This is a genomic window from Leucobacter fengyongliangi, assembly GCF_052386045.1.
Map to the genome: position 1 here is coordinate 933,207 of NZ_CM126356.1, position 22,690 is coordinate 955,896.

General features: G+C 63.6%; 20 protein-coding genes and 1 tRNA gene. 18 read left to right on the forward strand and 3 right to left on the reverse strand.

The window, feature by feature from the left end:
- The first annotated feature begins 71 nt into the window (after positions 1 to 71).
- From ACTNFK_RS04400 to ACTNFK_RS04425, 6 genes are all read left to right on the forward strand, one after another.
- Complete coding sequence (locus tag ACTNFK_RS04400) at positions 72 to 749, forward strand: DsbA family oxidoreductase (protein WP_435936220.1); 678 nt, start codon at positions 72 to 74, stop codon at positions 747 to 749.
- A gap of 107 nt (positions 750 to 856) precedes the next feature.
- Positions 857 to 1,042 (forward strand): hypothetical protein, encoded by a 186-nt coding sequence (locus ACTNFK_RS04405; RefSeq protein WP_435936221.1) that lies wholly within the window; start codon positions 857 to 859, stop codon positions 1,040 to 1,042.
- Between the two features lie 69 nt (positions 1,043 to 1,111).
- Complete coding sequence (locus tag ACTNFK_RS04410) at positions 1,112 to 2,959, forward strand: ABC-F family ATP-binding cassette domain-containing protein (protein WP_433645959.1); 1,848 nt, start codon at positions 1,112 to 1,114, stop codon at positions 2,957 to 2,959.
- An 88-nt stretch (positions 2,960 to 3,047) separates the two neighbouring features.
- Positions 3,048 to 4,100 (forward strand): extracellular solute-binding protein, encoded by a 1,053-nt coding sequence (locus tag ACTNFK_RS04415; protein ID WP_433645958.1) that lies wholly within the window; start codon positions 3,048 to 3,050, stop codon positions 4,098 to 4,100.
- Positions 4,101 to 4,156: 56 nt separating this feature from the next.
- Positions 4,157 to 5,692 (forward strand): ABC transporter permease, encoded by a 1,536-nt coding sequence (locus ACTNFK_RS04420; protein ID WP_435936222.1) that lies wholly within the window; start codon positions 4,157 to 4,159, stop codon positions 5,690 to 5,692.
- The gene (locus ACTNFK_RS04425) at positions 5,689 to 6,714 is read left to right on the forward strand and encodes an ABC transporter ATP-binding protein (protein ID WP_433645956.1); all 1,026 of its coding nucleotides are present in this window, start codon (positions 5,689 to 5,691) and stop codon (positions 6,712 to 6,714) included. The genes ACTNFK_RS04420 and ACTNFK_RS04425 overlap by 4 nt, the downstream gene beginning before the upstream one ends.
- 9 nt (positions 6,715 to 6,723) lie before the next feature.
- On the opposite strand, the gene ACTNFK_RS04430 is transcribed toward ACTNFK_RS04425, so the two are convergent.
- On the reverse strand, positions 6,724 to 7,434 hold the full coding sequence (locus tag ACTNFK_RS04430) for a TetR/AcrR family transcriptional regulator (RefSeq protein WP_435936223.1): 711 nt from the start codon (positions 7,432 to 7,434) through the stop codon (positions 6,724 to 6,726).
- A 149-nt stretch (positions 7,435 to 7,583) separates the two neighbouring features.
- On the opposite strand from ACTNFK_RS04430, the gene ACTNFK_RS04435 reads away from it, so the two are divergent.
- The gene (locus ACTNFK_RS04435) at positions 7,584 to 8,807 is read left to right on the forward strand and encodes an acyl-CoA dehydrogenase family protein (protein WP_433645954.1); all 1,224 of its coding nucleotides are present in this window, start codon (positions 7,584 to 7,586) and stop codon (positions 8,805 to 8,807) included.
- A gap of 36 nt (positions 8,808 to 8,843) precedes the next feature.
- Here the strand turns inward: ACTNFK_RS04435 and ACTNFK_RS04440 are convergent, their stop codons facing one another.
- Positions 8,844 to 9,356 carry a MarR family winged helix-turn-helix transcriptional regulator gene (locus ACTNFK_RS04440; RefSeq protein WP_435936224.1) on the reverse strand — a complete coding sequence of 171 codons (513 nt, stop codon included), beginning with the start codon at positions 9,354 to 9,356 and terminating at the stop codon, positions 8,844 to 8,846.
- 64 nt (positions 9,357 to 9,420) lie between these two features.
- Between ACTNFK_RS04440 and ACTNFK_RS04445 the strand changes: the two genes are divergently transcribed.
- The 6 genes from ACTNFK_RS04445 (at position 9,421) to mfd (ending at position 17,434) form a co-directional block, all read left to right on the forward strand.
- Positions 9,421 to 9,492 (forward strand) — tRNA-Gln (locus tag ACTNFK_RS04445).
- A 229-nt stretch (positions 9,493 to 9,721) separates the two neighbouring features.
- Complete coding sequence (gene glmU, locus ACTNFK_RS04450) at positions 9,722 to 11,155, forward strand: bifunctional UDP-N-acetylglucosamine diphosphorylase/glucosamine-1-phosphate N-acetyltransferase GlmU (RefSeq protein WP_435936225.1); 1,434 nt, start codon at positions 9,722 to 9,724, stop codon at positions 11,153 to 11,155.
- Positions 11,152 to 12,129: a ribose-phosphate diphosphokinase gene (locus ACTNFK_RS04455; protein WP_433645950.1), complete on the forward strand. Its 978-nt coding sequence runs from the start codon at positions 11,152 to 11,154 to the stop codon at positions 12,127 to 12,129. Before glmU ends, ACTNFK_RS04455 begins: the two co-directional genes overlap by 4 nt.
- 408 nt (positions 12,130 to 12,537) lie before the next feature.
- Positions 12,538 to 13,122 (forward strand): 50S ribosomal protein L25/general stress protein Ctc, encoded by a 585-nt coding sequence (locus ACTNFK_RS04460; protein WP_435936226.1) that lies wholly within the window; start codon positions 12,538 to 12,540, stop codon positions 13,120 to 13,122.
- An 89-nt stretch (positions 13,123 to 13,211) separates the two neighbouring features.
- Complete coding sequence (gene pth, locus ACTNFK_RS04465) at positions 13,212 to 13,832, forward strand: aminoacyl-tRNA hydrolase (RefSeq protein WP_435936227.1); 621 nt, start codon at positions 13,212 to 13,214, stop codon at positions 13,830 to 13,832.
- Entirely contained in the window at positions 13,829 to 17,434 is a 3,606-nt protein-coding gene (gene mfd / locus ACTNFK_RS04470) for a transcription-repair coupling factor (protein ID WP_435936228.1), read from the forward strand. The genes pth and mfd overlap by 4 nt, the downstream gene beginning before the upstream one ends.
- Before the next feature lie 37 nt (positions 17,435 to 17,471).
- Here mfd and ACTNFK_RS04475 read toward each other — a convergent pair whose 3' ends face one another.
- Positions 17,472 to 17,975: a hypothetical protein gene (locus ACTNFK_RS04475; protein WP_435936229.1), complete on the reverse strand. Its 504-nt coding sequence runs from the start codon at positions 17,973 to 17,975 to the stop codon at positions 17,472 to 17,474.
- 85 nt (positions 17,976 to 18,060) lie between these two features.
- On the opposite strand from ACTNFK_RS04475, the gene ACTNFK_RS04480 reads away from it, so the two are divergent.
- From ACTNFK_RS04480 to ACTNFK_RS04500, 5 genes are all read left to right on the forward strand, one after another.
- Positions 18,061 to 18,798, forward strand: a complete 738-nt coding sequence (locus tag ACTNFK_RS04480) for a MazG nucleotide pyrophosphohydrolase domain-containing protein (protein WP_435936230.1) — start codon at positions 18,061 to 18,063, stop codon at positions 18,796 to 18,798.
- A gap of 6 nt (positions 18,799 to 18,804) precedes the next feature.
- Positions 18,805 to 20,106 (forward strand): histidine--tRNA ligase, encoded by a 1,302-nt coding sequence (hisS, locus tag ACTNFK_RS04485; RefSeq protein WP_435936231.1) that lies wholly within the window; start codon positions 18,805 to 18,807, stop codon positions 20,104 to 20,106.
- Positions 20,107 to 20,181: 75 nt separating this feature from the next.
- On the forward strand, positions 20,182 to 21,465 hold the full coding sequence (gene eno / locus ACTNFK_RS04490; protein WP_435936232.1) for a phosphopyruvate hydratase: 1,284 nt from the start codon (positions 20,182 to 20,184) through the stop codon (positions 21,463 to 21,465).
- A 60-nt stretch (positions 21,466 to 21,525) separates the two neighbouring features.
- Entirely contained in the window at positions 21,526 to 22,038 is a 513-nt protein-coding gene (locus ACTNFK_RS04495) for an FtsB family cell division protein (RefSeq protein WP_435936233.1), read from the forward strand.
- Entirely contained in the window at positions 22,035 to 22,541 is a 507-nt protein-coding gene (locus ACTNFK_RS04500) for a DUF501 domain-containing protein (RefSeq protein WP_435936234.1), read from the forward strand. The genes ACTNFK_RS04495 and ACTNFK_RS04500 overlap by 4 nt, the downstream gene beginning before the upstream one ends.
- Positions 22,542 to 22,690: the final 149 nt, after the last annotated feature.

Here is a 22,690-nt window from a genome sequence, read left to right on the forward strand (position 1 = left end):
CCACTCTCTCGTGTGATTCGGTATCTGAAGCGAGAGGGAATACCTGCGCACGTCGTACGGTTCTCCTTGATGTGAGTGAAACTATCCGCGTAGATATTTGGTCTGATATTGCTTGCCCGTGGTGCTATATCGGGAAGCACCGATTCGAGGCGGGCGTCGCGGCGTTCACCGCGCAGTATCCCGACGTTGAAATTGAGGTCGAGGGGCACAGCTACGAACTGGCGCCAGAAACCCCCGAAAACTTCCAGGGGAGCGAGATTGACTTCCTCGCGAAGTACAAGGGCATGTCGCACGAGCAGGTGGAAGACATGCTCGAGCAGATGACCGCATTGGCTGCTTCCGAGGGGCTCCTGTTCGACTGGGAGAAGCTGCGCCACGCGAACACCAGTCGCGCACACCGAGTGCTGCACCTCGCAAAAGAGCAGGGTTTGCAGCTCGAGATGCAGGAGCGGCTGTTTCGCGCCTACTTTTCTGAGGGGGCCGAGATCGCCGACCCCGACACGCTTGCCGCGCTCGGCGAAGAGGTGGGCCTGGACGGCGACGAGGTGCGCGATGCGCTGGAGGACGAGGATTACGCCGACGCGGTGGATCAGGACATCACCCGCGCACGCATGCTCGGCGTCAACGGCGTGCCATACTTTCTCCTCGAGGGGAAGTACGGGGTGTCGGGGGCGCAGTCGGCCGACACGTTCCGCAGCGTGCTCGACCGGGTGCTGGAATTCCAGCGGACCGGCACTGAGCCGGAATAAGCGCACCTGAGTATGCGTCACCTCGGAAGCTGAGTAGAGCAGACGAGGTGGTGGGAGTGACCGTCAGGATCATCCGTTACATTTTCCGTATCAACCAAGGAGTGACCATGTCAGAGCGCATCACCGAGCCCCAGATCCCCACTGAGCAGGCTGAGAGCTTCGAGCAGACCGTGCCCGCCTCGTTCACCGGAGCCGCTTCGTTCGCCGACGCGGAGAGCCGGGAGATTCTGAATCTCTTGGGAGAGGGCGACTCTGCTGGCGCGTGCTGTGGTGGCAGCTGCTGTTCTGCGTAGCGAGTAACGACGCGGCTTCTGCTGCGCTTCGATTCTCGGCACAGGTGGAACGCCTACACTTGAGAGGTTATGGCACATTTGCTTGGGGCTGAGGCCCTCCATCTCGAAGTTCCGACCAAGGTCGTCTTCGATTCCGTCACGCTAGGAATCGCCGAAGGCGATCGCATTGGCATCGTCGGCCGCAACGGCGACGGCAAGTCAAGCCTACTTATGATGCTCGCGGGGAGGCGAAGCCCAGACGGCGGCAAGGTGACCGTGCGCAGCGGCACGACGATAGGCGTGCTCGATCAGGCCGACGTGTTTGCTCCGGGCGAGACTGTCGGCAACGCGGTCGTCGGCAATCTCCCTGAGCACGAATGGGCGGGGAATCCGCGGGCGAGAGATGCCATTGCGGGACTGGTTAGTGACCTGGACTGGGATGCGCCACTCGATGAACTCTCCGGAGGACAGCGCCGCAGGGTTGCCCTTGCCCGGTTGCTCGCTGGCGACTGGGACATTCTCGCGCTTGATGAACCAACGAACCACCTCGATGTCGAGGCGATCGCTTGGCTCGCAGAACATCTGAAGCGGCGGTGGCCGAAGAACCAGGGTGCGCTCCTGGTCGTCACCCACGACCGGTGGTTCCTTGACGAGGTGTGCAACACGACCTGGGAGGTGCACGACCGTATCGTTGAGCCCTTCGAAGGCGGGTACGCGGCCTACATCCTGCAGCGCGTCGAGCGCGATCGGCAGAATGCGACGATCGAGCAGAAGCGCCAGAATCTCGCGCGCAAGGAGCTCGCCTGGCTTCGTCGTGGCGCCCCGGCGCGTACGACGAAACCGAAGTTCCGCATTGACGCCGCAAACGAACTTATCTCGGATGTCCCCGAGATTCGAGACACGGTGGCACTGCAGTCGCTCGCGGTGACGCGACTCGGTAAAGAGGTCGTCAACCTGCTCGACGCGGGCGTAAGTTACGGTGAGCGGGAGGTACTGCGCGACATCGAATGGCGACTGGCACCGGGCGAGCGCACGGGCATTCTCGGAGTCAACGGAGCCGGGAAGTCCACGCTCCTCGGCCTGATTTCGGGGGCAGTGGATCCCACCTCCGGGGTCGTGAAGCGTGGGAAGACGGTGCAGGTTGCCACGCTCACCCAGCGACTCGACGAACTTGAGGCGCACCTCAACGAACCGGTGCGTGAGGTCATCTCTCGCCTGCGCACGAGCTTCGTGGTGGGCAGTGGCTCAAAGGCGCAGGAACTCACCCCGGGGCAGCTCCTTGAACGAATGGGATTCACGAACGCACAGCTCTCTACCCCCGTGAAAGATCTGTCGGGTGGCCAGAAGCGTCGACTGCAGTTGCTCTTGATCCTGCTGTCCCAGCCCAACGTGTTGATCCTTGACGAGCCCACGAACGATCTCGACACCGACATGCTTGCAGCCATGGAAGATCTGCTGGACTCGTGGCCGGGCACCCTCATCGTTGTCTCACACGATCGCTACTTCCTCGAGCGTGTGACCGATCAGCAGTACGCCATCCTCGGCGGGCGTCTGCGTCACCTTCCCGGCGGGGTGGATGAGTACTTGAAGCTTCGGGGTGCCGAGGACCGCGCGCGCGAAGCAGGGGGTGCTCCTTCCGCCACGTTGCGGTCGTCGCAGTCTGATTCGATGGCGGCCGCTGGGGGTGTCTCTGCTCGCGCAGCGGGTTCTGAGCTGAGCGGAGCCGAACGGCGCGCGGCCGAGAAGGAAGTGCAGTCCATCGAGCGCCGTCTCGCAAAGCTTGACAAGCTCATTGCGTCGGTGCACGTGCAGATGGCTGGAGCGGACCCGAGCGACTACGAAGCAGCTGCGCGACTCGGCGACGAGGTCGCGCGGGCAACGTCAGAGCGCTCCTCTCTTGAAGAGCGCTGGTTCGAGCTGTCAGAGCTCACCGGCTGATCCGGGCGCACGCATGCGAGTAAGGTAATCCTTAACTAGTTTTTTCTCTCGGGGCGTGCGCCTCGTTTCTGAACCACGGAGTGTGCTCATGCGCCAGAATCGTCGCCTCCCTCAGATCGTGGCGGCTGCCAGCACCGCCCTCCTCCTCGTCGGATGCGGTACGGGAGCGAGCGGGGGATCCGCCCCCGTGACTGGGGAGCCGGTGAGTGACGGCGTGTTCACGCTCTATTCGGGCCGGAGCGAGTCTTTGGTGCAGCCCCTGATTGACCTGTTTGAAGCGCAGAGTGGGATTTCCGTTGAGGTGCGCTACGGCGACACCGCCGAGCTTGGGGCTCTGCTCCTCGAAGAGGGGGAGAGCTCTCCGGCGCAAGCATTCCTGTCACAGGATGCCGGCGCGCTGGGGGCCCTCGCAGAGGCCGATCTCTTCGCCCCCTTACCATCCGAGATTGCGGATCGGGTTCCCGCAGGTTTCACCTCAACCGATGATTCGTGGGTCGGTGTCACCGGGCGGGCACGCGTGATCGTCTACGACAGCGACGTACTCACGTCAGAACAGGTACCCGCGAGCGTGGAGGCGTTTGCTGCACCGGAATGGTCCGGCAGGCTCGCCATCGCGCCCTCCAACGCGAGCTTTCAGTCGTTCATCACCGCGTACCGGGTGCTCAAGGGAGAATCTGTGGCCGACGAGTGGGTCGCCGCTGTCGCGGCAAATGATCCGCAGCTGTTCGAAAACAACGGCGCGATCCTGACCGCTGTGAACGACGGTGTGGCCCCGGTGGGTCTTATCAATCACTACTACTGGTACAGGCTGGCATCAGAAGTCGGCGACGACCAGATGCGTGCCCAACTTTCGTTTCCGCAGGCTGGCGATCCCGGATCGATTGTGAACGTCACCGGTGCGGGCCTCTTGCGATCAGGTGCCACCGATGCCGATGCACTTGAATTCATCGATTTTCTGGTCTCTCCTGACGCGCAGCAGTACTTCGTCGACGAGACGTTCGAGTACCCGCTGATCTCCGGGGTCGCGGCTCCTGAGGGCTTGCCCAAGCTTGATTCTTTGCTCAATGAGGATCTCGACCTCGCTGATCTGCGGACCCTTGAGGTCACGCAGGCGCTGCTTGCAAAGTACGGTCTCATCTAACGCATGTTGGGTTATCGGGTCGTCTCGTGACGCTGGCGAGAGGTGGGAGGTCTCGCGTGCGGCTAATCTCTCGCGGCGTGGCAAGGCCTCCGCTGTGGCTGCTGGGGTTAGCCACTCTCTGCGCCGGGGCTGCGGCGATCCCACTGGTCTACCTGATTGTTCGTGCCGCGGATGCCGGATTTACAGAGTTTGTCGACACGCTGTTTCGCGCGCGAGTTCTGCAACTTACGCTGAACTCGGTGGCTCTCACCCTGGCGGTGACCGGGACATGCCTCGTGATCGGCATAGCGGTCGCGATCGCACTCAATCGAATCCATCTTCCCGGAGGGCGTGCGTGGGTGCTCGCTGCGGCACTCCCGTTGGCAGTACCTTCCTACCTCGGGGCCTACGGCTGGCTGGTGTTGGCCCCCGCGTTCAACGGATTCTTCGCGAGTTGGCTCGTCATGTCTGCGGTGTGCGTGCCGTATGTGGTCTTGCCAGTGGCTGCGGTGCTCAGAAACACCTCCGGAGATCTCGAAGCGGTGGCTCGTTCGCTCGGGCGCGGTGCGGTCGGTGCCTTCCGCGCCGCAACGTGGCCGAGGGTGCGGGCGGCCGCACTTGCCGGCGCGCTCCTGGTTGCGCTGTACACGCTGTCGGATTTTGGTGCCGTGTCGATGCTGCGTTTTCAGACGCTGACTTGGGGTATCAAATCGGCGTATGGGGCCAGCTTCGATCGGCACCAGGCGGCAATCCTTGCGCTCGTGCTCGTCGCACTCGCACTCGCCGTTGTTGTCGCTGAACGACGAACCCGCAAGCCAGCAGCCTCGGCAGCCGGCCGGAAGATGCCAGTGCGGAAGGCACGCGCGAGCTGGTTGTCGCTCGTACTTGCTCTGGTGCTCCTGTCTCCGATCTCTGCTGTGGGAGTGCCAATGAGCGGGCTCATCATGCAACTCGCGCAGGCGGAAACCATTCGCCGGATCGACGGGCCACGTCTGCTTGAAGCAATCGGTATGACCGTTGCGCTTGCACTCGCTGGCGCGATAGTGGCGGTCGCTCTCGCTCTCCCGATCGCGGCGCTCGCAGCGAGGTACCGCGGGCGCCTGGTCAACACGATCGAGTCCATCGGATATCTCGGGCACTCGTTGCCCGGAATTGTGGTCGGTCTCTCGCTGGTGTTCTTCTCGCTATCAGTGATTCCCGGCCTGTACCAGACCGCTTTCATGTTGGTGTTTGCATATGCGGTGCTCTTCATGTCGAAGTCCATAGGATCTGCGCGCAGTGGGCTCGCGGCGGTTCCCGAGAGTCTCACCGATGTCGCCCGGACCCTCGGACTTTCCGCGCGTGCGGCGTGGTGGCGGGTGACCTGGCGACTCGCAGCCCCGGCAATTGGGGTGGGTGCGTTGCTCGTAGGGATTGCCATCATGAAGGAACTCCCCGCGACCCTGCTCCTGCGCCCGACGGGGATTTCGACGCTCGCCGTCGAATTGTGGAATCGTACCGGTGTGCTCGAATTTGGCAGTGCCGCGCCGTATGCGGCCGCACTGGTGCTGCTTGCGGCAGTGCCAGCGTTTTTCCTGTCGGGTGTTCGGGGCGCGCAGATGGAGGAGACATGAGCTGGGTCACGGTCGAAGGTGTTCGTGTGAACTATGGCCGCCACGCGGTGCTCGATGGGATCGATGTAACCATTCCACAGGGTGAGATCGTCGCGGTACTCGGCCCGAGCGGATGCGGCAAGACGACCCTGTTGCGCTCGATCGCAGGGTTACTCCCGGTCTCTGAGGGCAGCATCTCTCTCGGGGGCCGGGTGATGTCGTCTGCAAAACTCAACGTGGCTCCAGAGCGCCGCGGAATAGGGTGGGTGCCCCAGGACTCATCACTGTTTCCGCACCTGAGTGTTGGTGAAAACATCGGATTTGGCATCCCCCAGGGGAGTGATCGAGCCAGCCGCATCGCGACTCTCGCGGCAATGGTCGGGCTCTCGGAGCACGTGGATCGGGCACCATCTCAACTCTCCGGGGGTCAGGCGCAACGGGTGTCACTCGCCCGCGCACTCGCCATTCGGCCAGCGGTGCTCCTGCTCGACGAACCCTTTGCGGCTCTCGATCCGATGCTTCGCTCGTCGCTGCGCACAGAGGTCGCGGAGTTGCTGCGCAGCCAGAATTCAACCGCCATTCTGGTCACGCACGACCAGGAGGAAGCGCTGTCACTGGCGGATCACGTCGCAGTGATGATGGGCGGGCGAATATTGCAGTGGGGGACGCCGGTGGAGGTGTACGAGCGACCAGCCACCCCGTGGGTTGCGCGCTTCGTTGGCAACACCGTCGAGCTCGCCGGTCGCTGGCTTGGTGGGGAGGTTTCGTGCGCTCTTGGGAACCTTCAAGCGGTGCTCATGGACGAGGAAGTTACGGAGGGCGAGCCCGTGCGTGTCGTCGTGCGACCGGAGTGGATCACCATTGGCGAGGGAGGCGTTGAATCCGTGGTGACTTCTGTCTCGTATTCGGGCCACGATGGAACCGCCACCCTGCAGCTGCCAGATGGCAGCCGAGTGCGGTCACGTCTGGCAGCAACTGAGCTTCCCGTTGTGGGTGATCGCGTCAAGGTATCAGTACGGCGGGGCGCACTTGCCTATCGGTGAACCAGCGCGTCACGCACGTGACTCGAGGGTTCTGCGGAGCGCGTCGATGATCTCATCCGTGCTTGCCTCCGAATCAAACGCGGTCACAACGACGCAAGAGGGAGGGGAATCGGGGGCGCCAAACCATGGTGCGTAGAGCGCTACCAGCTGCCGTAGCTCGGCATCGAGCCCCGCGACGATGCGAGGGTCGGGATCGCGAAGCCACCGCCGAAGCGCGGCGTTGTGCACGGCAACCACGCTCGCCGCAAGCGCAAATGGTGCCCAGCTCGGAGCGCTGGAGGCAGCGATCCCCGCGAGATACTCGGCGAAGACGCGCTCGTAGCGGTGGGAGATAACCAATTCGCGCTCGCGCAAGGAAGGTGTCTGGCGGAGCAGCTCCGATCGCAATCTCGCTGCTTCGGAGTCTCGGGTGAGCAGGAGCAGCACACCGACGGTCGCGCGTCCGATTGCCTCGGCGGGCACAGCGGCACTCCGACCCAATTCCTGGGTGAGTCTCTCAAGGGCGAGGTCGTGATCGATGAAGATGATGTCGTCTTTGCTGCCGAAGCGGCGAAAGAAGGTGCTGCGACTGATGCCGACGGCATCTGCCAAGTCACCCGCCGTCGTTGACTCGTAGCCGCGCTCTGCGAGGAGACGAATGGCGGCCGCGCCGATCGCGGTGGCCTCGGTGCCGAGAGGATGCTGCATACCCATACGGTGAAAGCTACCATCTCGGGTCATTGGTACCGAGTCTCTCGGCAAAATATCAAGCTATTGTGTCAATTACTGTCGATTATGTGGAAATTCGCACTTGCGCTGACACTCGGTCTCAGGCACACTCATGAGGGAACGCGGCCACGACCGGGGGTGCGTTGATCGGAGGGAACCCCATGGGAGAACGAAATCAGCACGTAAGTCTCGGCACCGAGGAGCCGGAGTACGATCTGTGGGAGCCGCTCGATCCAGACGTCGCGGGAGTGTTTCGTGGCCTTTCGGCACCCGACCTGGAGTATCGGGATCGGGCGCGAGCCTTTGTGCAAGACGAAGTCCGGCCGGTCATCGATGGGTACTGGGACCGTGCCGAGTACCCGCTGCACCTGGCGAAGCGACTGGGCGATCTCGACCTGCTGCGTGATGGGATCGACGTGCCGGGGTTTCCCGAGCAAAGCCTTCTGGCGGCGAGCCTCACCACTATGGAGCTCGCCCGCGGTGACGGATCGATCTCGACCATCGTGGGAGTGCAGGGGGCGCTCGCGCTGCGATCCATCGCTTTCTGCGGTTCCGACGAGCAGAAGCAGCGCTGGCTGCCCTCGCTTGCGCGAGGAGAAGAACTCGGCGCGTTTGCACTCACCGAGCCGACACACGGCTCCGATTCCGTGAGTCTCGAAACCAGTGCCCGTGCGGACGGAGACGAATTCGTCATTCACGGGCACAAGAAGTGGATCGGGTCTGGCAGTGTCGGGCAGATCGCAGTGGTGTGGGCTCGAGGTGACGACGGCCGAGTGCAGGGGTTCTTGGTGCCACAGAATGCACCCGGGTATCACGCCATCACAATTGAAGGAAAAATTTCGCTTCGCGCGATCTGGCAGGCTCACATCGAGTTCGACGGTGTGCGGGTCGGCGCTGACGCGAAGCTGCCGGGCGCGAATAGCTTCGCAGACACCGCTCGCGTGTTACAGGCGACGCGGCTCGGGGTCGCTTGGGCAGCTCTCGGACACGCGACCGCTGTGTACGAGACGGCGGTGCACTACGCGAATCAGCGGGTGCAGTTCGGGCGTCCGCTCGCTGCCTCGCAGGTCGTGCAGGGTCGGCTCGCCGAGATGCTGAGTCAACTCACCAGCCTGCAGACCCTCCTCATGCAGCTCACTCGCGCCGAGGAAACGGGCGACCTGACCGGGCCCGGTGCCTCGTTGGGTAAGTACACGGCGACGCGCACTGCGCGTGCCATGGCAGCCCAGGCCCGCGACATGCTGGGCGGTAATGGGATCCTGTTGCAGCACCGCGTTGCGCGACACTTCGCAGATATTGAGGCGATCCACACGTATGAGGGCACCGAAACGGTGCAGGCACTCATCATAGGTCGGGAGATCACGGGGATCTCGGCGTTCGTGTGAGCCGTCGCGGTGAAGCCTGTCGCTCGTGGGCAGGCTTCACTCGTCGCCGGGACTAAATCTATCCACGCTCAGCGCGAGCTTGCGCAGGAGTGTCGCGAGGCGATCTCGCTCGGCGCGAGGAACGCCGCCGAGTAACTGTTCCTCCGCATCACTCAAACGGGTCATGGCTGCATCGACGAGAGTCTGGCCCTGTTGCGTCATTTCAACGAGCACTCCGCGACCGTCGTTCGGGTCGGTGAGTCGACGCACGAGGCCGCGATTCTCCATTCGGTCGATACGGTTCGTCATCGTGCCGCTGGAGACCATGGTCTGCTGCACCAGGACCTTCGGGCTTTGCCGAAACGGTGCTCCGCCTCGACGCAACACTGCCAAGACATCAAACTCCCACGATGCAAGCCCCGAACGTTCGAATGCATGGACACGTGCGCGGTCGAGGTGCTTTGTGATACGTGTCATGCGTGAAAACACCGCCAGTGGGGCCAGATCAAGGTCGGGCCGGGCAGTTGACCAGTCCTGCAGAATGCGGTCGACCTCGTCCTCGTGCTTCATCCTTCCATTATGGCGCGAGCACCCCTCTCGATCTGGCAAACTAGATGGGTGCCGCACGGCACGATCCGCCTTGGTGTAATGGCAGCACGACAGCCTTTGGAGCTGTTAGGTCCAGGTTCGAGTCCTGGGGGCGGAGCGACCGAAGCAAAGCGTAGCTTTGCGTGGTTGCTCCGAAAGCGGCGCTCACCAGCGCCGTCGAGAACTGAAAAGCGCAGCTTTCCTGTTTAAATGGGAGCGACCGAAGCAAAGCGTAGCTTTGCGTGGTTGCTCCGAAAGCGGCGCTCACCAGCGCCGTGGAGAACTGAAAAGCGTAGCTTCTCGGTCTGTCGGGAGCGAGGAACACGTCTGCAGGAAGGACCGCACCCATGGCAGGACGTTCACTGGCGGTAGTCATACTGGCCGCGGGGCAAGGCACCCGCATGAAATCCGCACTTCCCAAAGTGTTGCACCCGATCGGGGGTCGGCCGCTCATCTCGCATGTGCTGGATGCCGCAGCGGGCCTGAGCCCCGAATCGATCATCGCGGTCGTGCGTCATGAGCGGGCGAGGGTGACCGAAGTCATCACCAATCATGCGCCGCACACGACCATCGTCGAGCAAGACGAGGTTCCCGGGACCGGGCGCGCGGTTGAGCAGGCGCTCGCCGCATTACCCGCAAGCTTTGATGGCTCAGTGGTCGTCTTGTCGGGAGATGTTCCGCTCATCGATGTGGCGACGCTCGAGAGATTGACGCGCGGGCACGTCGAGCACGGGCGCGGCATGACGCTGCTCTCGGCGGTCTCCGAGGATCCGACCGGACTCGGGCGCATCTTGCGCGATGGGAACGGCGCGATGCTCGGCATTGTCGAAGAGAAGGATGCCAGTGACGCACAGCGTCGCATCACCGAGATCAATGGCGGAATCTACGTCTTCTCTCGCCATGCGCTCCAGCGTGCGCTTGCCGAAATCGATACGAACAACGCGCAGGCGGAAAAATACCTCACCGATGCCGCCGCGCGGATTCTCGCGGCGGGAGGCGTGGTTGACGCAGTCGCGACCGATGATCCGTGGCTGATTGCAGGAGTGAACGATCGGGTCCAGCTCGCCGATGCTGGTCGAGAGCTCAACCGCCGCATCATTGAGGCCCATCAGCGTGCCGGTGTCACGATTCAAGATCCCGCCACGACGTGGATCCATGCCGATGTCACCATTGAGCCTGATGTCGAGCTGTTGCCGGGCACACACCTACATGGCGCGACGAGCATCGCAACGGGTGCCATCATTGGGCCAGACACAACGCTCGTCGACTGTGAGGTTGGCGAGAACGTGCGTATTCGCCGGAGCGAGGCCACGCTCGCAGTCTTTTCTCCCGGTGCGCAGGTCGGCCCGTTCAGCTACATCCGTCCTGGCACGGAGCTTGGTGCCGGCGGCAAGATCGGCGCGTTCGTGGAAACGAAAAACGCGAAGATCGGTGATGGCAGCAAGGTTCCACACCTGAGTTACGTGGGGGATGCCACGATCGGTGCGGATTCGAACGTCGGTGCCGGCACCATCTTTGCGAATTACGACGGTGTGGCGAAGCATCACACGGAGGTCGGCGATGCCGTGCGAATCGGGTCGAAGAACGTATTGATCGCTCCAGTTACGATTGAGGATGGCGTATATACCGCGGCGGGGACTGTGGTGCGCAAGGACGTGCCCTCGGGTGCACTCGCCATGAACGTGGCGCCGCAGCGCAATGTTCATGGTTGGGTCGCCGAGAATCGCCCTGGAACAAGCAGTGCACAGGCAGCGGAATCGAATGGGAAAGAGCGGGCATGAGCGCAATTCAGATGGTCGGGCAGAAGAAACTGGTCCTCGTGTCAGGCCGGGCGTACCCCGAGCTTGCCGAGCGCGTCGCAGAGGAACTGGGCGCGGAACTCGTACCCACCGATGCGCGTACCTTCGCAAACGGGGAAATTTATGCTCGCTATGACGAGAGCGTGCGAGGCTGCGATGCCTTCGTGATTCAGTCGCACACGCACCCCATCAATGAGTGGCTCATGGAGCAACTCATCATGGTGGACGCGCTGAAGCGGGCCTCCGCAAAACGCATCACCGTCGTCGCGCCCTTCTATCCTTACTCACGTCAAGATAAGAAGGGGCGAGGGCGCGAGCCGATTTCGGCCCGACTCGTCGCCGATCTGTTCAAGGCAGCGGGTGCGGATCGCATCATGTCCGTGGATCTGCACGCTGCGCAGATCCAGGGGTTCTTTGATGGCCCAGTGGATCATCTCTTCGCGATGCCCGTGCTGCTCGAGCACTTCAAGAAGACGATCGATCGCGACGATCTCACGGTGGTCTCGCCCGACATGGGGCGCGTACGCGTGGCAGACATCTGGAGCGACAAGCTCGGCGCCCCCCTCGCGATCATTCACAAGCGGCGCGACCCGTTGGTGCCGAATCAGGTGTCTGTGCACGAGATTGTCGGCGAGGTGAAGGATCGCTGGTGCGTCGTTGTTGACGACATGATCGACACCGGCGGCACGATCGCCAAGGCTGCTGAGGCGTTGAAGGCCGCTGGTGCACGTGGGGTCACCATCGCCTGTACTCACGCGATCTTCTCGGGGAAAGCCACGGAGTACCTGTCGCAGGATTTCATCGACCAGGTGGTCGTGACCGATACGCTGCCCATCCCGCCGGAAAAGCGTTTCGAGAAGCTCACCGTGCTCTCGATCGCCCCGCTGCTCGCGCAGGCGATCCACGAGGTGTTCGAGGACGGTTCCGTAACCTCCATGTTCGAGGGCGCGGCGTAGCCAAAACGCATCGCGTTTTTGCAAGCCGCGGTGCCGCCAACGGCGGCAGCCTACGGAGCGTAGCGCGGGGTGGCGGCGTAGCCAAAACGCATCGCGTTTTTGCAAGCCGCGGTGCCGCCAACGGCGGCAGCCTACGGAGCGTAGCGCGGGGTGGCGGCGTAGCGAAAACGCATCGCGTTTTTGCAAGCCGCGGTGCCGCCCTCGGCGGCAGCCCACGGAGCGTAGCGCGGGGTGGCAGCCTGGAGCGTGTAGACTTACTAGCTGTACTTCGGCGAGGGATGCGCAGGCATCCGTAATCGACGCGGGCGAGCCTCCAGTGAGGCCTCTTGCTGCGTCAACTCGGCAAGACATCACACACTGGCGGGTTGCCCCGCCTCGTTTGGGCGAGAGCCCGCAAGGAGAACACTGATGAGCGAGACCTTTAAGCTTGAGACCGTCGCCCGCGAGACCTTCGGCAAGGGAGTCGCCCGTAAGCTTCGCGCTGCCGGTCGCACCCCCGTGGTTGTTTACGGTCACGGCACCGAGCCGATCCACCGTTCGGTTGAAACCCACCCGCTGGGCCTGATCGTTCGCCACTCGAACGCGCTGATCGAGCTCGACATTGACGGTGCGAAGCAGCTCGTTCTCGTCAAGGACGTGCAGAAGGATCACGTGCGTCAGATGATCGAGCATGTCGACCTGGTTGTCGTGAACCAGGGCGAGCGGGTCGAGGTTGAGATCCACCTGAGCATCGTGGGCGAGCCCTTCGCTGGCGCGAACGCGCTGCAGGAGATGAACACCCTGCGTCTGAGCGTTGCGGCAATTTCCATCCCCGAGTCGCTGGAGATCAACGTTGAGGGCCTCGAAGACGGCACCCAGATCCTCGCCGGTGGAGTGATCCTCCCCGAGGGCGCAGAGCTGCTCGACGACCCGGAGCAGCTCGTGGTAAACATCGTGTCGCCGCGCACGGCTGCCGAAGATGAGGCAGCCGAGGCCGCAGCCGCAGCTGAGTAGCACATTCCGCTTCGCGGGAAACCTCGAGCCCGCCGGGCGACCACACGGTCGATTCCGGCGGGCTCGGTTCGTTCAGTAGGAGAATTGTGATGTGGTGGCGCAAGCGCAAAATCGAGGGGGAAGAAGTGTCTGACGCGTGGCTGGTTGTTGGGCTTGGAAACCCGGGCGCGAAGTACGAGGCAACCCGGCACAATGTCGGGCAGATGGTGCTTGATGTGCTTGCCGCGCGCGCGGATGCCCGTTTCGTCTCGCATCGTACGAACTCCCGCGTGGCTGAGGGGCGGGTCGCGCCTGGCGGCCCGAAGCTGATCTTGGCAAAGTCAAACGGTTTCATGAATACCTCTGGCGGCCCGGTGAGCGGGTTGGCCCGGTATTTTGACATCCCGGCCGATCGCACGGTCGTGCTTCATGATGAGCTTGATCTGCCTTTCGACACGGTGAAGGTCAAACAGGGCGGCGGCCACGGGGGCCACAATGGTCTGCGTGATATCGCGAAGGCGCTGGACACCCCCGAGTTCTTGCGCGTACGAATCGGGATCGGCCGCCCGCCCGGTCAGCAGGATCCCGCAGATTATGTGTTGAAGCCCTTTGCCTCTTCCGAACGTGATCTGCTCGCAGTGCTACTCGAAGACGCGGCAGACGCGGCCGAGATGCTGACCACCGATGGCCTGTTGGCGACACAACAGAAGTTTCACGGGAGGGCGAAGTGAGCCTCGCGGGTCTCGAGCGGCTGCTCGAGCGCTCAGAGTCCTTCGTTCGTGCGCTGAACTACGCTGACCGCGACGCGGAATTCGCGATCAGCGAGTCGCTCCGGCCGGCGCTCCTCGCGGGGTTACTGCATCGTAAGCGAGAAAGCGGCGGCTTTGGGCCGCTTCTGCTCATCGCCGCGACCAGCCGCGAGGCAGACTCGCTCCGCGCCACACTTGCGGCGATCATGCCGGAGGCGCAGACCGTCGAGTTTCCCGCATGGGAGACGCTTCCGCACGAGCGACTCAGCCCGAGCGCGGAGACCGTGGGGAGGCGTGCGATCGTGCTGCATACGCTGCGCGAGCACGATGGCACCCGGCCACTCGTAATCGTCGCCTCGGTGCGCGCGGCGCTGCAACCCGTGTCGCCGCATGCCGCGCACGCGGATCCGATTGTGCTGCGTGCGGGCGAGGAGTCGCTCGGCCTTGACTCCATCTCCCGCGCCCTGGTCGACAGTGCCTACACCCGGGTCGACATGGTGACTCGCCGGGGGGAATTTGCGGTGCGCGGCGGGATCCTTGACGTGTTTCCACCGACGCTTGACCACGCGGTGCGCCTCGATTTCTTCGGAGAGGAGATCGACCAGATCCGTCGCTTTGCAGTCTCCGATCAGCGCAGCGCGGGTGAGGCGATCGCCGAGGTGGAATTGTGGCCTGCGCGCGAGCTGCTGCTGACCGATGATGTGCGCGAGCGTGCGGCTGCGCTGCTGCCGCAGTTCCCGGCCCTGAGTTCGCTGCTCGAGAAAGTGAGCCAGGGAATCGCTGTCGAGGGCATGGAGAGTCTCCTGCCCCAACTGGTTCCCGAACTCTCGCCATTCACGGCACTCTTGCCCGCGGGATCCGCTGTGGCGGTCATTTCGCCCGAGCGTGTCGCGACCCGCGCCATCAGCCTTGTTGAGACCAACCGCGAGTTCCTGGAGGCGGCCTGGGCGGCCGCAACAGCGGGTGGTGAGGCGCCGGTGCCTACCGATGACCACGGCATGCTCACGATGCGTGAACTGCGAGATGCTGCGGGAGAGAACTCCTGGTGGACACTGTCGAGCTTCGAGCAGGATGAATCGGTTGACTTCAGTCTCGTCACGGTGCGCAGCGAGCAGCTCCCGCGGCCGGTTCCCGGAGCCGAGGCGACAGCCTCGGCGATCCACCATCTGAGCGAACGTCTTGGCGAGGGCTGGACGGTGATCGTCAGTGCACAGGGCGTGGGCCTCGTCGAACGCGCACGCGACGTGCTCGCCGACGCAGGCATCGCCGCACGCATGGTCGATGAGCTTCCCCCGGAGCTGGACGAGCGCGTTGTCTATGTCGTGCCGGGCACGGCCTGGGCCGGCTTCGAAAGCGCCGAGGCGCGGGTGCTCTTCTCGACCGAGGTGGAGTTCTTTGGTCGTGCGGTGAGTTCGCAGCAAGGAGCCGGGCAGAAGCTCCCGAAGCGCCGCACGAAGAACGTCGTCGACCCGCTGAAGCTTGTCGCTGGCGACTACGTGGTGCACGAGACGCACGGTATCGGCCAGTTCGTCGAACTGACGCAGCGCATGGTGCCGACCGGCATGGGTCGCGACGCGGGGAAGGCACTGCGGGAATATCTGGTGCTCGAATACGCTTCCTCCAAGCGAGGGATGCCCAGAGACAAGCTCTACGTGCCGACCGATCAACTCGATCAGCTGTCGCGATACGTGGGCGGTGAGGCGCCGCCGCTGTCGAAGATGGGCGGAAGCGACTGGTCAAACGCGAAGAAAAAGGCACGCAAGGCGGTTCGCGACATCGCGGTGGAGTTGGTCAAGCTCTACTCCGCGCGTGTGGCTGCGGGCGGCCATGCCTTTTCGCCCGACACGCCCTGGCAGCACGAGCTCGAAGAGGCGTTCCCGTACGTTGAGACAGTGGATCAGCTCACCACGATCGACGAGGTGAAACGTGACATGGAGCGACCGATCCCGATGGATCGACTCGTCTCTGGCGACGTCGGCTTCGGGAAGACCGAGATCGCGATCCGCGCCGCGTTTAAGGCAGTGCAAGACGGCAAGCAGGTAGCGGTGCTGGTTCCCACCACCCTCCTCGTCAAGCAACACCTCGAGACCTTTCAGGATCGTTTCGCCGGGTTCCCGGTGCAGCTGCGCGCGCTCAGCAGATTCCAGACGGAGAAGGAATCGAAGGACACGATCGAGGGGCTCGCCGCGGGCACCGTCGACGTGGTCATCGGAACCCACCGATTGCTGACCGACACAGTGCGCTATAAGGATCTCGGTTTGCTCGTGATTGACGAGGAACAGCGGTTCGGCGTGGAGCATAAGGACAAGCTCAAGAAACTGAAGACCGGTGTCGACATTCTCGCGATGAGTGCCACCCCGATCCCGCGCACCCTGGAAATGGCCGTCACCGGCATCCGTGAGATGTCGACTCTTGCAACGGCGCCGGAAGATCGGCACCCGATTCTCACCTTCGTGGGCCCACGCAGTGACAAGCAGATCACCGCCGCGATTCGTCGTGAGCTCATGCGTGAGGGTCAGATCTTCTTCGTGCACAACCGGGTGCAGTCGATCAATCGCGTGGCAGCTCAGATCTCGGAACTCGTGCCCGAGGCGCGAGTGGCGGTTGCGCACGGCAAGCTCGGTGAGGCACAACTTGAGCAGATCGTGGTCGACTTCTGGGAGCGGAAGTACGACGTGCTCGTCTCGACCACCATCATCGAGACCGGTCTCGACATTGCCAACGCGAACACCATCATCATCGACGCGGCCGACAAGTACGGCCTGAGCCAGTTGCACCAGCTGCGTGGACGCGTCGGCCGCAGCCGGGAGCGGGCCTACGCCTACTTCCTCTACGACCCCGATCGTCCGTTGACCGAACACGCGCACGAGCGGCTCGAGACGATCGCCACGAATAACGAGCTCGGTTCGGGCATGCAGGTGGCGTTGAAGGATCTCGAACTGCGCGGCGCAGGAAATCTGCTGGGCGGTGAACAATCCGGCCACATCGCGGGGGTGGGGTTCGACCTGTACCTGAGAATGATTGGCGAGGCCGTGGCAACGTTCAAAGGCGAGGATGTCATCGGGGCGACAGAGCTCGTGCTCGAGCTGCCGGTCGACGCGCACATCCCGGAGGACTACGTCGAGAGCGAGCGACTTCGACTTGAGGCGTACCAGAAGTTCTCGGCAGCGGCCCATCCGCAGGCACCCGAAGACCACGTCGCACTCGTTGTCGAAGAACTCACCGATCGCTACGGGGAGCCTCCCGCAGAGGTGCAGCGACTCGCCGCGGTGTCCGCCCTCAGGCGACGAGCTGCGCGACTCGGCCTGACGAAGGTCGTCGCGAGCGGATCCGCGCTGCGTCTCGAACCGGTGACGCTGCTCGACTCACGGCGCATGCGCATGAACCGCATGTACCCGGGTTCGCGTTACACGGAGGCGACAAAGAGTCTGCAGGTGCCCCTGCCTGGTGGCACCGCATCAGCGCGGAGCCCGCTTGCCGGGGTAGGGCAGAAACACATGGGGGACGAGGGCGACGTCGCCGCGTGGACCGGTCGCGTGCTCGCCACGCTTCTGGAACCCGACGCACAGGCGTCTGCGGGGTAGCCGTCTCCCGAGGATGAGCCCGGTCTCTCGCAGCTCGCTACTGGAAGTTGCAGAGCGTGCGGAGGTCTTGCCCAGCCTCGGTGAGTGCAGCCAATTGCCCGTTGAGCGCCGCGAGGTAGGCGGGCACCCCCAGAATCGAACCCGGTTGTTCGATGTCTTGAAATCCCGTGAATCCGTCTGTGATCCGTCCGATCGCCGCGGAGACTTCTGAGTTCGTGATGGTCTCCTGCGTCAGCTCAAACGATCCAGACAGCGACTGCGTGAGGAAACCAAACGATGGCATTTCGCCGCGCAGGAGATCTTTGCCAGCCTCTTCCAGGCCGGCCTTCACCGATTCCTCCGCCATTACCACCAGACGATCCACTTCGTCGCGAGAGAGACCGCAAGCCTCACTCACCGACTGCTCGGGGGCCATGGTTGGTGCCTTATAGGGTGCCGCCTCCTGTGCGGCTGGCTCGGCGGCACACGCCGACGCCGATGCGACGAGGGACACCGCAGAGATCGCGAGGGCGAGCCGCGCCACGTTCATTCCCTTGACCATATGGTGATCCTAACGAGCGAAAGATGGCGTTCGCTGAGTGCCCGATGCCACGCGAAGGTGGGTGTGCAGGCGGTAGGGTGCCGCTATGGGCACGCCACAATCTAACCCTGTAGTTCCACCACCCAGTGCCGAACTCGGCGGCATTCGCGCAACCATCCGACAGCTAGTGTGGCCGGGTGGGTGTGCCTGGCACGCCACACAAACTCACGAATCGCTCACTCCGTTTCTCGTTGAGGAAACCGCGGAGCTGATTGACGCGATCGACCGACAGCGCCCGCCGAGCGAAATTGCAGGTGAGCTGGGCGACGTGCTCTACCAGGTGCTGTTTCACGCCGCCATCGCCGAGCGAGACGGTGAAGGATACGACTTCGACTCGGTTGCGCAGGCGCTGAACGAGAAGCTCATCGCGAGGCACCCCCACGTGTTTGGTGATCGAGGATACATGTCGGTTGAGGAACTGAACGCCGAGTGGGAGCGCCTGAAGGAGGACGCCGTGGGGGAGCGGCGCGGTTCGCGTGGTGCGCTCGACGGCATCCCACGTGACATGCCGACGCTGGCCCGCGCCGCGAAGGTGGTGGAGCGGCTGAAGCGCGCTCGATTGTTCGACCCCGGCAGTGCGGTCGCGATCCACACCCCTGCGATGACGCCGGAAGGCTCTGAACCGACGCGAACTGCCGATTCGGTGGATCGCGACGACTCGGGCAGGGAGATCGGCGACGCGCTGCTTGCGCTGGTCGTTCGGGCGAACGCGGAGGGTATTGATCCAGACCGTGCGCTGCGGCTCGCGACCGCGCGACTGGTCGACCGGCACGTGGGAGAATAGGGAACCATGGCCACACAGGTAAACCCGCCCCGCGGGATGCGCGATTTTCTGCCCGCGGACAAGGCGCGGAGGGAGCACGCGCTCGGCGTGATCCGCGGGGTCTATCGCGCCCACGGATTCGATGAAATTGAGACTCCCGTCGTGGAGGACTGGGCGCGCCTACACGCGGGGCTCGGTGGCGACAACGAGAAGCTGTCGTTCTCCATCCTCAAGCGAGGCATCACGCCTGACGCGCTTGCCGCAGCGGCATCGACGGGCACCCCCGATGATCTCGCGGACCTCGGCTTGCGTTTTGACCTCACCGTGCCGCTCACACGCTTCTACGCAAGTCATCGAGCCGAGCTGCCGCCTGTTTTTCGCGCCATCCAGATCGCGCCGGTGTGGCGTGCGGAGCGGCCGCAGAAGGGGCGATACCGGCAGTTCGTGCAGGCCGACATCGACATCATTGGCGAACGGAGCATGCTGGCCGAGGTCGAACTCATCACGGCCACCTCGCAGGCGCTCTCGGCGCTCGGTCTTGAGGGGTGCGTGATTCGTGTGAATGACCGACGCATTCTGTTTGGTCTGCTCGACCACTGCGGCTTTGCGGCTTCGCTGCACGACCGGGCACTCATCAGTATCGACAAGCTCGACAAGATCGGAACCTCAGGGGTTATCGACGAGCTGACTGAACTTGACGCGACCGGTGCGGCGGCACTGGGCACCGTGCTCTCGCGGGTCGAACCGCTGCTTGCTGGCGACGGTATTGCGTTGACCCGCGAGTCGATTTCATCCGCGTTGCCCGAGGGGGCCGCGCAGGCAGGGGTCGACAATCTGGCCGTGATCGGGGATGCGCTCGTGGGGGCGCTGCCCGTAGGGGTCGAGATTCGCTTCGACCCGACGCTCGTGCGAGGGATGGGCTACTACACGGGCACGATTTTCGAGGTCGCGCACCCTGGGTCGGGGAGTTCCGTCGGTGGCGGAGGTCGCTACGACGGAATGGTTGGTCGCTTCCTCGGTCAGGACGTTCCCGCGGTCGGGTTCTCCATTGGGTTTGAACGAGTGGTCGACCTGATTGAGCTGCCCGAGCACGAGGGGCCCGAGTCGGTTGCGCTCGTCTTCGACGCTGATGCCAATCCGGCCGACCTGTCCGCGTTGAAGCGTCAGCTCATCGGCGAGGGGCATCGGGTGCGGCTGGAGCGTCGACAGAAGAACATGAAGGCGCTGCTCGACAGGCTCTCGGGTGAGGGCTTCACGCGCTTCGCCAACGTCCGGGCGGGCGAGCGTGAACGTGATTCGTTGGAGCTACGCGAGCTTGGGCGCGGTTAGACTTACTCCCGGCGCGCACGCGCCACTGGCTTTGATACACAACGCAACAGCAGCTCAACATGCAAGGAGTGCACGGTGGCATTTATCGACGCGGTAATCGCTCGCGAGATTCTCGATTCGCGAGGCAACCCGACTGTGGAGGTCGAAGTTGGCCTGACCGATGGCTCAGTGGGCCGCGCGGCAGTGCCATCGGGCGCCTCTACCGGAGCCTTCGAAGCGTACGAACTGCGTGATGGCGACCCAGCCCGCTACCTGGGTAAGGGCGTCACCCAGGCCGTCGATGCCGTGTTCGGCGAGCTCGGCCCGGCGATCGAAGAGCTTGCCGCCGACGATCAGCGGCTGATCGATCAGGCGCTGATGGAGATCGATGGCACCGAGAACAAGCAGCGTGTTGGCGCAAACGCGATTCTCGGCGTCAGTCTTGCCGTGGCGCATGCCGCAGCTGATTCGGCCGATCTGCCACTGTACCGCTACCTCGGTGGCCCGACCGCACACACCCTGCCCGTGCCGCTCATGAACATCATCAATGGTGGCGCACACGCCGACACCGGTGTCGACATTCAGGAGTTCATGGCGGTGCCCCTGGGGGCAGACACGTTCTCGGAGGGCCTGCGCTGGGGTGTAGAGGTGTACCACTCGCTCAAGGCGCTACTGAAAGAAAAGGGATACGCGACCGCACTCGGTGACGAGGGTGGATTCGCGCCCGACCTGCCACACAACTCCGCAGCCCTCGACCTTATCGTCGAGGCAATCGAACGCGCCGGCTACGTGCCCGGCCGCGACATCGCACTTGCGCTGGATGTGGCGTCGACCGAGTTCTTTGAGGGGGGCACCTATCGCTTCGAGGGTCAAGAGCGCAGCGCCACCGACATGATCGCGTACTACGCAGATCTCATCGAGCGGTACCCCCTCGTGTCGATTGAGGATCCGCTTGCAGAAGACGACTGGGAAGGCTGGCGCCAGCTCACCGCTGAACTCGGGGACCGGGTTCAGCTGGTCGGTGACGACCTGTTCGTGACGAACCCGGCCCGACTGGCCGACGGCATCGCACAGGGCTGCGGAAACTCACTCCTGGTGAAGGTCAACCAGATTGGCACGCTCACCGAGACGCTCGACGCCGTGAAGCTCGCGCAGCGGTCGGGGTACACGGCGATCCTGTCGCATCGCTCGGGCGAAACCGAAGACGTGACCATTGCCGACCTGGCGGTGGCGACCGATTGCGGTCAGATCAAGACCGGGGCTCCCGCGCGCAGCGAGCGTGTGGCCAAGTACAACCAGCTGCTGCGCATCGAGGAAGAGCTTGGTTCCGCGGCGCGCTACGCCGGTCGGGGTGCATTCCCGCGCTTCACCGCGAAGTAACTGGCGGCGGGCCGGTTCGCGAAAGCGGCACACAGGATGGTGAGGCGAATATTCGGTGAAGTGGGGGACTGGGTTGCCAGCCTCCGCTTCAGCGGGTTCACGATATTGATCGTCGCGTTGATCGCGGTCGGTGCCATTATTGTGAGCCCGACGCTGTCCACCTATGTGCAGCAACAGCGAGAACTTGCCGAGTTGCGCGAGAGTGTCAGACTCAGCCGTGATGCTGTGGCCGAGGCCGATGCCGAGCGTTTGAAATGGCAAGATCCAGCGTATGTGCGCTCGCAGGCGCGAGGGCGCTTGTTCTACGTAATGCCGGGTGAAACTCAACTGAACGTCATCGACGACATTGTCATTCCCGCGGACTCGGTCGAGGAGACGAGCGAGGAGCTCACGCGCATCGAGCGCAACTGGGTGAGTTCGCTTGTCTCCTCGACGCTCATCGCGGGTACGACGAGCGCGAGTCCCGCGGACTTGCCCGGCGCACAGGCGGACCCGGTAGCTCCGGCCGTCACCATTGCACCCGCCGCAGAGAATCCCGCACCACTACCAACCGAAGAGGAGAGTGTCGAGTGAGTCGGCCACCATACACCGAGCCCACAGAGACCGACATTGCCGCGGTGAGCGAGCAGCTCGGCCGCGAGGCGCGCGGGGTTGTGGGAATCGCGGCCCGGACTGCTGACGGAAGCCCCACGGTGGTCGCGACCGCTCCGCGGCTCCAAGACGGCAGTCCGTTCCCCACGTTCTACTACCTGTGCCACCCCGAAGCGGTCGCAGCGGCCTCTCGGCTTGAGGCGGTCGGGGTGATGAACGAGTTCAATGACCTGCTTGCCGAGGACGAGGCCATTCGCGCTCAGTACGCGCGCGCACACGAGCAATACATTGCGGATCGCAACAGCGTCGGGGAGGTGCCGGAACTCGCGGGGGTGAGCGCGGGCGGGATGCCGAATCGAGTGAAGTGCTTGCACGCGCTGATCGGACACGCTCTCGCGGCAGGACCAGGGGTGAATCCGATCGGTGACCTCGCGCTCGAACGGTGCGGCTGGTCGCCTTCCGCAGAACCTGCGGTCACTGCCTAAGCAGATGTCAAATTCACGCGAATGGTGCAGGCTTGCCGAAGCTTCGGTCGGGACCTCGCGGCAATCGTATTAAGATGTGTGAGTCGGGTGAATGTCGCCCGAATTTTTCTGTGCCCGAAGGCAGTCGGGCACTGATCCTCTGCATCGCG